The 14,305-nt window shown below is 71.3% G+C and carries 12 protein-coding genes; all 12 read right to left on the reverse strand.

Translation table 11 applies throughout. From position 1 onward, the window contains the following. Complete coding sequence (locus tag ACF07S_RS02370; RefSeq protein ID WP_391973240.1) at window positions 1-585, reverse strand: Uma2 family endonuclease; 585 nt, start codon at window positions 583-585, stop codon at window positions 1-3. 95 nt (window positions 586-680) lie between these two features. Beyond that, window positions 681-1,958 (reverse strand): thymidine phosphorylase, encoded by a 1,278-nt coding sequence (locus tag ACF07S_RS02375; protein WP_391973329.1) that lies wholly within the window; start codon window positions 1,956-1,958, stop codon window positions 681-683. An 89-nt stretch (window positions 1,959-2,047) separates the two neighbouring features. Next, window positions 2,048-2,461, reverse strand: coding sequence for a cytidine deaminase (locus ACF07S_RS02380; protein ID WP_391961640.1), 414 nt, complete (start codon window positions 2,459-2,461; stop codon window positions 2,048-2,050). Next, the gene (locus ACF07S_RS02385; RefSeq protein ID WP_391973241.1) at window positions 2,458-3,732 is read right to left on the reverse strand and encodes an ABC transporter permease; all 1,275 of its coding nucleotides are present in this window, start codon (window positions 3,730-3,732) and stop codon (window positions 2,458-2,460) included. Before ACF07S_RS02385 ends, ACF07S_RS02380 begins: the two co-directional genes overlap by 4 nt. Beyond that, on the reverse strand, window positions 3,729-4,853 hold the full coding sequence (locus tag ACF07S_RS02390) for an ABC transporter permease (protein WP_391961642.1): 1,125 nt from the start codon (window positions 4,851-4,853) through the stop codon (window positions 3,729-3,731). Before ACF07S_RS02390 ends, ACF07S_RS02385 begins: the two co-directional genes overlap by 4 nt. Further along, window positions 4,853-6,412: an ABC transporter ATP-binding protein gene (locus ACF07S_RS02395; protein WP_391961643.1), complete on the reverse strand. Its 1,560-nt coding sequence runs from the start codon at window positions 6,410-6,412 to the stop codon at window positions 4,853-4,855. The genes ACF07S_RS02390 and ACF07S_RS02395 overlap by 1 nt, the downstream gene beginning before the upstream one ends. Before the next feature lie 195 nt (window positions 6,413-6,607). Next, window positions 6,608-7,657, reverse strand: a complete 1,050-nt coding sequence (locus tag ACF07S_RS02400; RefSeq protein ID WP_391973242.1) for a BMP family protein — start codon at window positions 7,655-7,657, stop codon at window positions 6,608-6,610. A 263-nt stretch (window positions 7,658-7,920) separates the two neighbouring features. Continuing rightward, entirely contained in the window at window positions 7,921-8,967 is a 1,047-nt protein-coding gene (locus tag ACF07S_RS02405) for a BMP family protein (protein ID WP_391973243.1), read from the reverse strand. A gap of 271 nt (window positions 8,968-9,238) precedes the next feature. Beyond that, a complete protein-coding gene (locus ACF07S_RS02410) occupies window positions 9,239-10,468 on the reverse strand; it encodes an amidohydrolase (RefSeq protein ID WP_391961875.1) in 1,230 nt (409 codons plus the stop codon). Between the two features lie 450 nt (window positions 10,469-10,918). After that, complete coding sequence (locus ACF07S_RS02415) at window positions 10,919-11,986, reverse strand: hypothetical protein (RefSeq protein ID WP_391961646.1); 1,068 nt, start codon at window positions 11,984-11,986, stop codon at window positions 10,919-10,921. 52 nt (window positions 11,987-12,038) lie between these two features. Beyond that, the gene (locus ACF07S_RS02420) at window positions 12,039-12,974 is read right to left on the reverse strand and encodes an N-acetylneuraminate synthase family protein (protein WP_391961647.1); all 936 of its coding nucleotides are present in this window, start codon (window positions 12,972-12,974) and stop codon (window positions 12,039-12,041) included. Between the two features lie 14 nt (window positions 12,975-12,988). After that, on the reverse strand, window positions 12,989-14,299 hold the full coding sequence (locus ACF07S_RS02425) for a cytidylyltransferase domain-containing protein (protein WP_391973244.1): 1,311 nt from the start codon (window positions 14,297-14,299) through the stop codon (window positions 12,989-12,991). Between the last annotated feature and the right edge of the window lie 6 nt (window positions 14,300-14,305).

Here is a 14,305-nt window from a genome sequence, read left to right on the forward strand (position 1 = left end):
TCAGGTCTCGGGGAACTCCGCGGTGTCGATCACGAGGTCGAAGGGCGCGGGGAGCTTGATCGGCTCACCGAACTTCGCCGTGCTCAAGGGGCGGTAGACGTCACCCTGCGGTTCACCGTAGAGCGTCACGGCCGGGCCGTCGGGGGCCCAGCGGTCGACGAGGAGGTACAGCGGGATGCCCGCGCCGGCGTAGGCGGCGGGCTTGCCGACGCGGTCGTCACGGGCGTTGGACTTCGAGGTGACCTCGACGACCAGCTCGGCCAGGGCGGCGGGGATGTGGGTGTCCGACTCCGTGTGGTCGCGCCTTGGGGCCACCACAAGATCTGGGATGAGCATGCCCATGCGCGAGGGCACGGCGATCGCCAGCGTCTGGAAGATGCCCCAGTCCTCTGGCATCACCGAGTAAAGACGACGCTGAATACTTTCCGCGATCAAGTTGTGACGGTACGCGGGAGCAGGTGACACGGTGATGATCCCCTCGATGATCTCCACCTTGCTGCCCTCGGGCCAATCCATCTCCTCCCAGAACCGGACGAGGTCGTCCCAGCTCTGCTCGGGGTCCTGGCTCACGGTGAGTGCGCTCACGGCGGTCTCCAATCGTTGCGTCACCGAGTCCAGCATGCCGAACGGGACCAGTGGGGGTCCACCGGTCCCGTTCACCCGATCGGGGAAACTCCAGGTCAGGCGATACGTTCCAGCACCACCGGCGAGGCGGCGAACCCCGTGCCGGGGGCCGCGATGTCGTACGAACCCTCCACCGCCTGCAGGGCGTACGCGAAACGCTCGGGGGTGTCCGTGTGGAGGGTCAGGAGGGGCCGGCCCTCGGTGACCGTGTCGCCGGGCCTGGCGTGGAGTTCGACGCCGGCGCCCGCCTGGACCGGGTCCTCCTTGCGGGCGCGGCCCGCGCCGAGCCGCCAGGCGGCGACGCCGATGCCGTAGGCGTCCAGGCGGGTCAGGACGCCGGAGGACGGGGCCTTGACCACGTGCTGTTCGCGGGCCACCGGCAGTTCCGCGTCCGGGTCGCCGCCCTGCGCGGTGATCATGCGGCGCCAGACGTCCATGGCGGAGCCGTCAGCGAGGGCCTTCGCCGGGTCGGCGTCCTTGACGCCGGCCGCGTCGAGCATCTCGCGGGCCAGGGCCAGGGTCAGTTCGACGACGTCCGCCGGGCCGCCGCCGGCCAGGACCTCCACCGACTCGCGGACCTCGAGGGCGTTGCCGGCGGTCAGGCCGAGCGGGGTCGACATGTCGGTCAGCAGGGCGACCGTCCTCACTCCGGAGTCGGTGCCCAGGCCGACCATCGTCCGCGCCAGCTCGCGCGCGTCCTCGATCGTCTTCATGAAGGCGCCGGTGCCCACCTTCACGTCCAGGACCAGGGAGCCGGTGCCCTCGGCGATCTTCTTGGACATGATCGAGGAGGCGATGAGCGGGATCGCCTCGACCGTGCCGGTGACGTCGCGCAGGGCGTAGAGCTTCTTGTCGGCGGGGGCGAGGCCGTCGCCCGCCGCGCAGATCACCGCGCCGGTGGTGTCCAGGACGTGCAGCATCTCCTCGTTGGAGAGCAGGGCGCGCCAGCCGGGGATCGACTCCAGCTTGTCCAGGGTGCCGCCGGTGTGGCCGAGGCCACGGCCCGACAGCTGCGGGACGGCCGCGCCGCAGGCCGCCACCAGGGGGGCCAGCGGGAGGGTGATCTTGTCGCCGACGCCGCCCGTGGAGTGCTTGTCGGCGGTCGGGCGGGACAGCGAGGAGAAGTCCATGCGCTCGCCGGAGGCGATCATCGCGGCGGTCCAGCGGGCGATCTCGCCCCGGTTCATGCCGTTGAGCAGGATCGCCATGGCGAGGGCCGACATCTGCTCGTCGGCCACCTCCCCGCGGGTGTACGCGTCGATGACCCAGTCGATCTGCTCGTCGCTGAGTTCGCCGCGGTCCCGCTTGGTGCGGATGACGGAGATGGCGTCCATGGCCATGACTGGCGTTCCTTCCGGGGTGCGAAGGGTGCGGCCCCCGCGGACGACGGTAACGGCGGTCGCTCGCGGGGGCCGTACGGGAATCACTTGGTGAGGTACTGCGGGCCGAAGGCCTGCGGCAGCATCTCCGACAGCGGCAGGATGCCCGCCGGGGTCTCGAGGAGCAGTCCGGGGCCGCCGAACTCGTACAGCAGCTGGCGGCAGCGGCCGCACGGGACGAGGATCTCGCCCGCGCCGTCCACGCAGGTGAAGTGCGTGAGCCGGCCGCCCCCGGTGCGCTGGAGCTCGGAGACCAGTCCGCACTCGGCGCACAGGCCGAGGCCGTACGACGCGTTCTCGACGTTGCAGCCGGAGACCGTGCGCCCGTCGTCGACCAGAGCCGCGACACCGACCGGGTAGTCCGAGTAGGGGGCGTAGGCGTGGGACATGGCGTCCCGCGCCACCGCGCGCAGCGCCTCCCAGTCGACGCCGGCGGCGGTGGGCCCGGACGCGGTCACTTGCCCTGCCCCTTCCGGTACGGCATGCCGTTGGCCCGGGGCATCCGCAGCCGCTGCGCGGACAGGGCGAGGACGATCAGGGTGATGACGTACGGCGTGGCGGAGACGACCTGGTTGGGGACCTCGTTGGTGCCGGCGTACCAGGCGAAGACGAGGGCGCCGATGACCAGGGTGATCACCGCCTGGACGTACTTCTTGCGGATCACCAGCCAGATCGCGCCGATGAGCAGCAGCAGCGCGCCGAGCAGCAGCAGCGCGTGCACGTTGGCGGAGCCGCCGCGCAGGTTGAGGCTGTCGGTGTAGCCGAAGAGGCCGGCGCCGATGGCGAGGCCGCCCGGCATCCAGTTGCCGAAGATCATCGCCGCGAGGCCGATGTAGCCGCGGCCGCTGACCTGGCCCTCCAGGTAGAAGGGGTTGGCCACGATGGAGAGGAAGACACCGCCGAGGCCGGCCAGACCACCGGAGATGATCACTGCCAGGTACTTGTACTTGTAGACGTTGACGCCGAGGGACTCGGCCGCGACCGGGTTCTCGCCGCAGGAACGCAGCCTGAGGCCGAAGGCGGTGCGCCACAGGATCCACCAGGTCGCGGGGACGAGCGCGACGGCGATCAGGGTCAGCCAGGAGACGCCGGTGACCAGTCCGCCGAGCAGGCCCGCGATGTCGGAGACGAAGAACCAGCCCTTGTCGTTGAGATCCCGCAACCCGTCGGACAGGCCCGGCACGGTGAAGTGGCCGAGGGACTCGACCGCCGGGGACTGCTTGGCGGAGCCGCCCTGCCGGCCCTCGAAGGCGAGCGGGGCGAGGTAGCGGGTGGCGCCGAGGGCGAGGATGTTGATGGCCACACCGGAGACGATGTGGTTGACGTTGAAGGTGACGGTGACGATCGCGTGCAGCAGGCCGCCGATCGCGCCGCCGATGATGCCGACCAGGACGCCGGTCCACGGGCCCCACTGGAATCCGGCCCAGGCACCGAACCAGGTGCCCATGATCATCATGCCTTCGAGGCCGATGTTGACGACGCCCGCCCGCTCGGCCCACAGACCGCCGAGGCCGGCGAGGCCGATCGGGACGGCGAGCTGGAGGGCGGTGGACATCTGGCTGACGTTGGTGATGCCGTCGGCGCCGGTGATGATGCGGACGATCGAGGTCAGCGCCAGGGCTCCGGCGATGACCAGGAGCAGCACGGGCCACGACAGACGGCGGCCGGTCGGTGCCGTGGGCTGCAGCGAGGGCTGGTTGACGTCGGTCGCTGTGGTCGGGGCGGTCATCGGCCGGCCACCTCCTTCGTGGTGTTGTTGTCGGCGCCCAGGACGTGTCCCGCGGCGAGCTCCGCGCCGACCCGGCGCTGCTGGCGGCGCAGGCCCCACTCGCGGACGGCCTCGTAGGAGACGACGACCGAGAGGACGATCAGGCCCTGCATGATGACCGCGATCTCCTTGTCGTAGCCGTGGAAGTCCAGCTCGGGGGAGGCCTTGTCGAGCCAGGCCCACAGCAGGGCGGCGAAGGCGATGCCGACCGGGCTGTTGCGGCCGAGCAGGGCGATGCCGATGCCGAGGAAGCCGATGCCGGTGGGGAAGTTGAGGCTGTAGGTGTGGGTGTCGCCGAGCAGGATCGGCAGGCCGGCGAGTCCGGCGACGCCGCCGGAGATGAGCATGGCGGTGAGCACCATGCGCTTGGGGTCGACACCGCTGGCCGCGGCGGCGGACTCCGAGGCACCGGAGGCGCGCAGGTCGAAGCCGAAGCGGGTGCGGTTGAGGACGACCCAGTAGCCGATGCCGAGCAGCACGGCGAGGATCACCAGGCCGTAGATCTCGCCCGCCTCGCCCATGTCGAGGCCGGGGACCCAGCCCGACTCGTGCATCTCGCCGGTGGTGTTGTTGTTGCCGACCTTGACGCCGAAGACGGTGGGCAGCCACAGGTAGCCGATGACGGAGGTGGCGATCGCGTTGAGCATGATCGTGGCGACGACCTCGCTGACCCCGCGGGTGATCTTGAGGACGCCGGCGATGCCGGACCAGAAGGCACCGGTGAGCACGGCGGTCAGGAGCAGCAGCGGGATCTGCAGGGCGGCCGGCAGTCCGGCGTGGGCGCCGACGACGGCGGCCATCATGGCGGCGAGCTGGTACTGGCCGTCGACGCCGATGTTGAACAGGTTCATCCGGAAGCCGATGGCCACCGCGAGGGCCGCGATGTAGTACATCGAGGCCTGGTTGACGATCAGGACCTGGATGTCGGAGAACCCGGCCTGCTCGAACATCAGGGCGAACGGCTCGACCGGGTTCTTGCCGGAGGCGAGCAGCACGATCGCGCTGAGGGCGAAGGCCACGGCGAGCGCGATGACCGGACCGGCCACCGCGAGGAGCACACGCTCCCTGTCGAACTTCTTCATCAGCGGGCCTCGTCTTCCGCACCCCGGCCGCCGTCGGCCGGGGTCTCTTCGTGCTCCAGGTGGCCGGAGGCGGCACCGGTCATGGCGGTACCCAGTTCCTCCGGGGTGATGGTGGCCGGATCGGCGTCCGCGACCAGCCTGCCGTCGTAGATCACCCGGAGGGTGTCGGACAGGCCGATGAGCTCGTCCAGGTCGGCGGAGATCAGCAGCACGGCCAGGCCCTCGCGGCGGGCCTCGCGGATGTGGTCCCAGATGGCGGCCTGCGCGCCCACGTCCACACCGCGGGTGGGGTGGGCCGCGATCAGGAAGCGCGGCTCGTGGCTCATCTCGCGGCCGACGATCAGCTTCTGCTGGTTGCCGCCGGACAGGGAGGCGGCGGTGACGTCGATGCCGGGGGTCCGCACGTCGTACTCCCGGACGATCCTGCGGGTGTCCTCCTGGGAGGCCTTCGCGTCCAGCCAGACGCCCTTGGCGTTGGGCCGCTCGGTGACGTGACCGAGGATGCGGTTCTCCCAGAGGGGGGCCTCCAGGAGCAGGCCGTGGCGGTGGCGGTCCTCGGGGATGTAGCCGATGCCCTCCTCGCGGCGCCTGCGGGTGGGCCAGGCGGTGATCTCCTGGTCGGCCAGCCGGATGACGCCGGAGTCGGCGTGCCTGAGGCCGATGAGGGCGTCCACCAGCTCGGTCTGGCCGTTGCCCTCCACACCGGCGATGCCCAGGACCTCGCCCGCGTGGATGGTGAAGGTGATGTCGTCGAGCAGGGCCTTGCCGCCGGGGGCCGCCAGGCGCAGCTTGTCGACGGTGACGACCGGGCGGTCGGTGACCGTGGACTCGGCCGTCTCCGGGGTGGGCAGCTGGCTGCCGACCATCAGCTCGGCGAGCTGGCGCGGGGTGGTCTCGGCGGGGACGGCGGTGCCGACCGTGGTGCCGCGGCGGATGACGGTGATGTCGTCGGCGACCGAGAGGACCTCGCCCAGCTTGTGGGAGATGAAGATGACCGACAGGCCCTCGGCCTTCAGCTCGCGCAGGTTGTCGAAGAGCGCGTCGACCTCCTGCGGGACGAGGACGGCGGTGGGCTCGTCGAGGATCAGGGTGGTGGCGCCGCGGTAGAGGACCTTGAGGATCTCCACGCGCTGGCGGGCGGCGACGCCGAGCTCCTCGACCAGGACGTCGTGACGTACGCCGAGGCCGTAGCGGTCGGAGAGTTCCTTGATCTTGCGGCGGGCCCGGCCGCCGATGCCGTGGAGCTTCTCGCTGCCGAGGACGACGTTCTCGAGGACGGTGAGGTTGTCGGCGAGCATGAAGTGCTGGTGCACCATGCCGATGCCGCGGGCGATGGCGTCGGCGGGCGAGGAGAAGCTCACCTGTTCGCCGTGGATCGCGATGGTGCCCTCGTCCGGCTTCTGCATGCCGTAGAGGATCTTCATCAGGGTCGACTTGCCGGCGCCGTTCTCGCCGACGAGCGCGTGGACAGTGCCCTTGCGAACGGTGAGGTGGATGTCGTGGTTGGCCACGACACCCGGGAAGCGCTTCGTGATCCCGGCGAGCTCGACGGCGGTCACCGATTCGTTGACCGCCGCTCCGGCCGGAGGGCTGCTGGACGCGTTGATGGCGCACTCTCCTGGGGACGGGGGCCGTCTACGCGCGTAGTGCCCCTATGGCATGCAAAGGGGTGGCGCACCGAACCGACGGGGCACGGGGAGCCGGGCTCCCCGTGCCCCGTCGAGCGGACGCGACCCCGCGGTTACTCAGGGTTGTCAGCTCGACTTGACCTTGATCTCGCCGCTGATGATCTTCTCCTTGGCCGTCTCGATGGCCTCCTGGAGCTCGGCGTCGTCCGCGAACTTCGGGTTGGAGTTCGACAGGCTCACCTCACCCGTCTTCAGATCGCCCCTGACGATACCGGTCTCGGGCTTGCCGTCCTCGACCGACTTCGCCAGGTTGTGGACCGCCTTGGCGACGTCCTTCATCGCCGAGGTGAGGATCGAGTCCTTGTACCGGGCGAGGGCTTCCTGCCGGTACTGGTCGGAGTCGACGCCGATCGCCCACACCTCGTTGGCGGCGGCGGCCTCGATGACACCCTGACCGGACAGCCCCGCCGCCGCGTAGACGACGTCGGCCTTCTTCTCGATCTGGCCCTCGGCGGCCGTCCTGCCCTTGTCCGGGCTGGAGAAGCCGCCCTCCTCCGCGGTCTGCGTCAGGTACTGCGAGATCACCCTGACCTTGGAGTCGGTGTCCTTCACGCCCTGCTCGAAGCCGGCCTGGAACTTGTGGATCAGCGGAATGTCCACACCGCCCACGAAGCCCACGGTCCCGGTCCTGGTGGCCTTGGCGGCGGCGACACCGGCCAGGTAGGACGCCTGCTCCTCGGAGAAGACCAGGTCGGCCACGTTCTCCGCCTCGATCGTGGCGTCGTCCACGATGCCGAAGGTGGTGTCCGGGAACTTCTCCGCGGCGCCCTTCACGGCGGCGGCGTAGGCGTAGCCCACACCGATGACCGGGTTGTAGCCCTGCTTGGCCAGCGACGCCAGGCGCTGCTCCTTGTCGGCGTCCGTCTCGCCCTCGGTGGGCTCGACGTCGGCCGTCTCGTAGCCGAACTCCTTCTTCGCCCGCTCCAGGCCCGCGTAGGCGGCGTCGTTGAAGGACTGGTCACCCTTGCCGCCGACGTCGTAGGCGATGGCGAGGCCCTTGTCGCCCTTCGACTCCGAGGAGCTCGAGGAGGTCGACGTCCCGCCGCAGGCGGTCAGGGCGAGGGCCAGGGAGGCGGTCGCTGCGCCTGCGACCGTGATCCGGGAAATCCGGCGCATGAGTGGTGCTCCTAGAGTCGTACAAGCGCCGGGGACAGGTCGGCTACGGCGCTGGCTTCGCCGCAGATTAACGCGCGTAGACCTGCCTGAAAACCCCTTCTGTCCACCTTGTTATCCGCCCGTGGCCAACCCGGCTCCGAGCCATGGGCCCGACGTTGCCGATCGCGAACGGGGCGTGGCGGTGGGTGAGCGGACACCGGTACGACGAAGCGGGCGGAGCCGTGGGGCGCCCGCCCGCCTTCCGTTCGTCCGGCCGCTGCCGCCTACTCGGTCCTGACCTTGACGGAGCCGTCGATGATGCCTTCCTTGGCCTTGGCCACGGCGTCCGACAGGCCCGCGACCTCGGCCATCTTCGGGTTGCTCTCCGACAGGCCGACGCCGTTCACCTTCAGGTCGAAGACCTGGGTGCCGGTCAGCGGCTTGTCGTCGTGGACCGACTCGGCCAGGGTGTACACCGCGCCGCCGACGTCCTTCAGGGCGGAGGTGAGGATGTGGTCCTTGTACGCGGCCAGGGCTTCCTGCCGGTACTGGTCGGAGTCGACGCCGATCGCCCAGACCTTCGCCTTGGCGGCGGCCTCGATGACGCCCTGACCGGACAGCCCCGCCGCCGCGTAGACGACGTCGACCTTCTTCTCGATCTGGCCCTCGGCGGCCGCCTTGCCCTTGTCCGGGCTGGAGAAGCCGCCCTCCTCCGCGGTCTGCGTCAGGTACTGCGGGATCACCCTGACCTTGGAGTCGGTGTCCTTCACGCCCTGCTCGAAGCCGGCCTGGAACTTGCGGATCAGCGGAACGTCCACACCGCCCACGAAGCCCACGGTCCCGGTCCTGGTGGCCTTGGCGGCGGCGACACCGGCCAGGTAGGACGCCTGCTCCTCGGCGAAGACCAGGGAGGCGACGTTGTCGCCCTCGACCACGGAGTCGACGATGCCGAAGGTGGTGTCCGGGTACTTCGCGGCGACGGCCTTCATCGCGGGGCCGTAGGCGAAGCCGACGCCGATGACCGGGTTGTAGCCCTGGCGGGCCAGCGAGGCGAGCCGCTGCTCCTTGTCCGCGTCGGTCTCGCCCTCGGTGGGCTCGACGTCGGCGGTCTTGTAGCCGTACTCGTCCTTGGCCTTGGTCAGGCCCGCGTAGGCGGCGTCGTTGAAGGACTGGTCACCCTTGCCGCCGATGTCGTAGGCGATGGCGAGACCGAGGTCCTCCTTGGAGCCGCTGTCGCCGTTGTCACTGCTGGTGCCGCCGCAGGCGGTGGCGGCGAGTGCGAGCGAGGCGACCCCCACCGCGACGCGGGTCAGTTTCGGTATCCGACGCATCTGAAGTTCCCCATTCCACAAAGCCCCGCAGTGGGTGCTCGGTTCGGCGCACATTAACGCGCGTAGACACTCCTGGGAACGGGGTACCCCGGGGCCGTTACCCATTCGTGCCGATGGCCGGTTACGCCCTTGTGAACCAGGGACCCGTAGCGGACGGAAGAGGACGGTCGGCCGACGCGCGTGCCCAGGGCGGCACGCGACTTACGCTGCCCCTCCCCCGCCCGGCGCGCAAGCGGAGCGGACGGGGAAGGAGGGTGCGGCTGTGGCGGCACTAGCGCAGGGCGTCCAGCAGGGCTGCGGCGGTGAAGAGCTCCACGCCCACGGTGATGGCGTGCTCGTCGACGTCGAAGTCGCCCTGGTGCAGGTCGCGCACGGTGTGCTCGCCCGGGGTGCGGACGCCGAGGCGGGCCATGGCGCCCGGGACGCGCTCCAGGTACCAGGAGAAGTCCTCGCCGCCGAGACTCTGCTCGGTGCCCTCGACCGACTCCACTCCGCGCCGGGCGATCATGGCGTCGCGCAGCAGCTCGGTGGCACCGGCCTCGTTGACGACCGGCGGGACGCCGCGGACGTAGTTGATCTCCGACTTGGCGCGGTGCAGATTGGCCACCTCGTCGATGGCCGCGACCACCAGGTCGGGGGCCTGCCGCCAGGTCTCCAGGTCCAGGCAGCGCACGGTGCCGGACAGCTCGGCGTGCTGCGGGATCACGTTGGGCGCGTGGCCGGACTCGATCCTGCCCCAGGTCACGGCGAGTCCGGCGCGGGTGTCGACGCGCCGGCCGACCAGGGCGGGCACGTCGGTGACCACGCGCGCGGCGGCGGTGACGAGGTCGGTGGTCAGGTGCGGGCGGGCGGTGTGGCCGCCGGGGCCGTCGAGGGCGATCTCCAGCCGGTCGCAGGCGGAGGTGATGGCCCCCTGGCGCAGCCCGATCTTGCCGGCGTCGACGCGGGGGTCGCAGTGCACGGCCAGGATCCGGCCGATGCCGTCGAGCGCGCCGTCCGCGATGGCGTCGGCGGCGCCGCCGGGCAGCACCTCCTCGGCGGGCTGGAAGACCAGCCGCACCGGGCGGGGCAGCAGACCCTGCCGGTGCAGCTCGGCGAGGACGAGGCCGGTGCCGAGCACCACGGTGGTGTGCACGTCGTGACCGCAGGCGTGGGCGCGGTCGGGCACGGTGGAGCGGTAGGGGCACCCGGTCTTCATGTCGGGGATGGGCAGGCCGTCGATGTCGGCGCGCAGGGCGAGCATCGCCGAGTCCGTGCCGGCCTCGCCGTCGGTTCCGATGTCACAGATCACGCCGGTGCCGCTGGAGAGCACGCGTGGCCTCAGGCCGGCCCGCTCCAGTCGTTCCTTGATCGCGGCGGTGGTGCGGAACTCCTGGTTGCCGAGCTCCGGGTGCATGTGCAGGTCGCGGCGGAACGCGACGAGCTCGGCACGCAGGGCCTCGGGCAACGCGCCGGGGAGCACTGCTCCCCCGGGGAGGTCGACCTCGGTCTCCAGTGACATCAGTGGTTTCACCCTTTGAAGGGTAGGGCGCCAAAGCCCCCGACCGACCCCCGATCAAGAAAAAATCATCCTGTCAGACGAAGAAAGATGGCGTCCCTACGCATAGCTGTCGACTCGGCTGGGTAAACTCGCCCGCCTTTCCGGCCGAGCCGATCACGCGATCCACCGGGAGTGACACCGCCCGCTCACCGGCACCCGTCCTTTCCCCACGGATACCACGCGACGCCCGCTCCACGCGTCCGGGTCCACCTGCCGGACGCGCCGGGGCGGGACCAACCGGCGTCGGCCGTCGAGGAGTTCCCGCGCGGCGTCGAGGAGTTCCCGCGCGGCACGCGGTCCCGGTGAGGACGTGCAGGAGGGCGTCGCGCAGGGTGTGCGGGTGCGGTGGGCCGAAGAGGTGAGAAGAGGTGACGGGACCACCGGGCGGGCGGGGCGTCCGGGGCGGCGCCGCTACCCCGCGGCCGCCACCGCCGAGAGCCGGTGGATGTCGCGCGCCGACTGCGTCACACCGGACAGGAAGCCCTGGGCGCGGGGGGAGGCGTTCCTGGTCAGCCAGGCGGGGTCTATGTCGCAGACCGCGACGCGGACCTCCGTACCGGCGAGGGCCAGCGGGAGGGTGTGGACGACCGTGGAGGGGAAGCTGAGGACGGTACGGCCGATGGGGCCGCGGCGGGCGATCAGTTCCAGGGGCAGTTCGGGGCGGACGATCTCCAGTCCCGTCTCGACCGCGAGCCGGTGGAGTTTCTCCGTGCTCTCGCGGCGGTGCGCGAAGTAGCGCTTCGCCCCGTGCTTGCCGACCAGGGCGCGTACGGCCTCCACGTAGGCGTCGACGTCCACCACGCCGGTCTCCACCAGGGACGTGCCGACCATGTCGGCGCCCTGGATGATCCGGGGCGGGCCGAAGCGCTCCCGGGTCCAGGCGAAGTCGTGGGCGGCGACGGTGACTCCGGAGGGGGTGTCCTTCATCGGCATCGAGGTGAAGACCTCCACCGTGCGCTTGCCGCCCGGGGTGAGCCGGCGGCGGGCGACGGCGGAGACGGGCGCCATCACCAGGTCACGGGGGCCCGGGCGGCCGCCCTTGCGGTGCCAGCGCACCAGGCGCTCGCCCCGGGCCAGCTGGCCGACGAACTCCATGGTCGCCGTGCCGTCGTCGACGACGACGACCTCGCGGGCCCGGGTGATCGTCAGCAGCAGCTGCACGTACCGCGAGAAGGGGTCGCCGAGGACGACCCGGGCGGCCCGGCGGAGCGGGACCGCCAGTCCGCCGACCGTCTGCAGCGGAGCGCCCGCTCCCCCGCGCGCCTCCTCCCAGCGGACCTCGTGTCCCTCCTCCCGGGCCAGCTCGGCCATCCGGCGCAGCTGCCCCCGGGTCATCGGGTCGACCGGGGACAGCACCACGAGGGTGAGCCCCACGCCGGGCGCGTGCGCGTGCGCCCACTCCAGCACGTTCAGCAGCTGTACCGGGCTCTCGACGAAGGCGAGAGTGTGGGGGCCGGGCTTCCCGGCGCGGGGGCTCATCGACGTACGACCGTTCCCGTCGTCGTAAGGGAGGGTGGAGGGTGACGTGCGCTCAGACCGACAGCGGCTCGCCGGCCGCCGCGGCGATCTCCGCCTCGGCGACGGCACCGGGGACGCGGCGCAGCTTCTTCATCGGGCCCAGCTCGGACTCGTAGACCTTCTTGACGCCGTCGCCGAGGGAGGCCTCGATGGTGCGGATGTCGCGGACCAGGCGGGACAGGCCCCCCGGCTCGACGGAGGCGGCCTGGTCGGAGCCCCACATGGCGCGGTCGAGGGTGATGTGGCGCTCGACGAAGACGGCGCCGAGGGCGACGGCGGCGAGGGTGGTCTGCAGGCCGGTCTCGTGGCCGGAGTAGCCGATCGGGACGTTCGGGTACTCCTGCTGCAGGGTGTTGATGACCCGCAGGTTCAGCTCCTCGGCCTTGGCCGGGTAGGTGGAGGTGGCGTGGCAGAGCAGGATGTTGTCGCTGCCCAGGACCTCGACCGCGTGGCGGATCTGCTTCGGGGTGGACATGCCGGTGGAGAGGATGATCGTGCGGCCGGTGGCGCGCAGGGCGCGCAGCAGCTCGTCGTCGGTGAGGGAGGCGGAGGCCACCTTGTGGGCGGGGACGTCGAACTTCTCCAGGAAGGCGACGGCCTCGGTGTCCCACGGGGAGGCGAACCAGTCGATGTTCTTGCTCTTGCAGTACTCGTCGATCCGGCGGTACTCGTCCTCGCCGAACTCCACGCGGTGGCGGTAGTCGATGTACGTCATCCGGCCCCAGGGGGTGTCGCGCTCGATGTCCCACTGGTCGCGCGGGGTGCAGATCTCCGGCGTGCGCTTCTGGAACTTGACCGCGTCGCAGCCGGCCTCGGCGGCGGCGTCGATCAGCTTGAAGGCGTTCTCGATGTCGCCGTTGTGGTTGATGCCGATCTCGCCGGTGACGTAGACGGGACGGCCGGGGCCGGCTTCGCGGGAACCGAGGGTGCGGATGCGGGAGTTGCTCATGACAGGGGGTTTCCTTACTTGGGGAGGGAATCGAGAGAGGGACCGAGGATCCAGCCGGCGATCTCCCGGATCGCGCCGTCGCCACCGGGCAGGGTGGTGACCGCGCGTGCGGCGCCGCGCACGACGTCGTGGGCGCTCGCGACCGCCACGGGCCAGCCCACGAGGGCGAAGCACGGGAGGTCGTTGACGTCGTTGCCGACGTAGAGCACGCGCTCGGGCGCGATGCCCTGCTCCTCGCACCACTGCTTGAGTGCGAGGTCCTTGCGGTCGATGCCGTGCAGCACGGGGAGCTTGAGCTTGCGTGCGCGGGCGGCGACGACCGGGTTCTGTTCCGTGGACAGGACCAGCAGCTTCAGTCCGCTCCTGCGCAGGGCGGCGATGCCGAGGCCGTCACCGCGGTGCACGGCGACGAACTCCTGTCCGGTGGAGTCGATCAGCACCCGGTCGTCGGTCTGGGTGCCGTCGAAGTCGAGGACGACCGCGTCGATGTCCTGCGCGGTCGGGAGGGCGCCGGGCCGCTCCGCGTCGAAGAGCGGCGCGAGGGCGCGGGCCCGGGCGAGGTCGTGCGGGTCGTCGATCTCCAGGACGCGGGCCGGGTCGGTGCGCACGAGCTCGGTGCGGCCGAAGAAGCGGTGCCCGTGCTCGCGGAAGCCGGCCGCGTCCATGGCGTAGGCGGCGCCGGTCTCCAGGAAGTCCTGGGGGCGGTCCTGGCGGCGCGGGCGGAAGGACTTGTCGTGGTTGACGCCGTGACCGCCGCCGGTTCCGGCCGGGCCGGCGCCGTCGGTGCCGTCGGTGCCGTCGGTGCCGTCGGTGCCGTCGCGCCAGACGAAGCCGTGGAAGGGGGCGACGGTGACCGCGGTGTCGGCGCCCTGCTCGACGACCGCGCCGGCCACCCCGTCGATGTCCTCGCGGACCAGGAAGGGGCTGGTGCACTGCACGAGCAGCACCACGTCCACCGGGGCGCCGTGCAGGGCCTCGTGGGACTCCATGGCGTGCAGGACGGCGGCCTCGGAGGTGGCGGTGTCGCCGGCGATGGCGGCGGGCCGCAGCACGACCTCGGCGCCGGCCTGCCGGGCGGCGGCCGCGATGGCCTGGTCGTCGGTGGAGACCACGACGTCCGTGATGTGGCGCGCGGCCCGGCACTCGCGCACGGCGCGCGCCACCAGGGGTACGCCGCCGACCGGCGCGAGGTTCTTCGCGGGGACGCCCTTGGAGCCGCCGCGGGCGGGGATCACCGCGAGCACCCGGTGCTCCCGCGGGCTGTCGGCCGCGCTCGGGCGGGGGGTGTTCCCACCGGCGGCCCGGCCGGCTTGCGGATCGGACATGGAATC

The sequence above is a fragment of the Streptomyces sp. NPDC016640 genome (genome assembly GCF_043076215.1).
Taxonomy (GTDB): domain Bacteria; phylum Actinomycetota; class Actinomycetes; order Streptomycetales; family Streptomycetaceae; genus Streptomyces.

Excerpts from the sequence above, each read along its gene's own strand:
- ACF07S_RS02375 (WP_391973329.1), bottom strand. The coding sequence starts at position 1,958 with ATGGACGCCATCTCCGTCATCCGCACCAAGCGGGACCGCGGCGAACTC.
- ACF07S_RS02385 (WP_391973241.1), bottom strand. The coding sequence starts at position 3,732 with ATGACCGCCCCGACCACAGCGACCGACGTCAACCAGCCCTCGCTGCAG.
- ACF07S_RS02390 (WP_391961642.1), bottom strand. The coding sequence starts at position 4,853 with ATGAAGAAGTTCGACAGGGAGCGTGTGCTCCTCGCGGTGGCCGGTCCG.
- ACF07S_RS02400 (WP_391973242.1), bottom strand. The coding sequence starts at position 7,657 with ATGCGCCGGATTTCCCGGATCACGGTCGCAGGCGCAGCGACCGCCTCC.
- ACF07S_RS02405 (WP_391973243.1), bottom strand. The coding sequence starts at position 8,967 with ATGCGTCGGATACCGAAACTGACCCGCGTCGCGGTGGGGGTCGCCTCG.
- ACF07S_RS02410 (WP_391961875.1), bottom strand. The coding sequence starts at position 10,468 with ATGTCACTGGAGACCGAGGTCGACCTCCCCGGGGGAGCAGTGCTCCCC.
- ACF07S_RS02415 (WP_391961646.1), bottom strand. The coding sequence starts at position 11,986 with ATGAGCCCCCGCGCCGGGAAGCCCGGCCCCCACACTCTCGCCTTCGTC.
- ACF07S_RS02420 (WP_391961647.1), bottom strand. The coding sequence starts at position 12,974 with ATGAGCAACTCCCGCATCCGCACCCTCGGTTCCCGCGAAGCCGGCCCC.
- ACF07S_RS02425 (WP_391973244.1), bottom strand. The coding sequence starts at position 14,299 with ATGTCCGATCCGCAAGCCGGCCGGGCCGCCGGTGGGAACACCCCCCGC.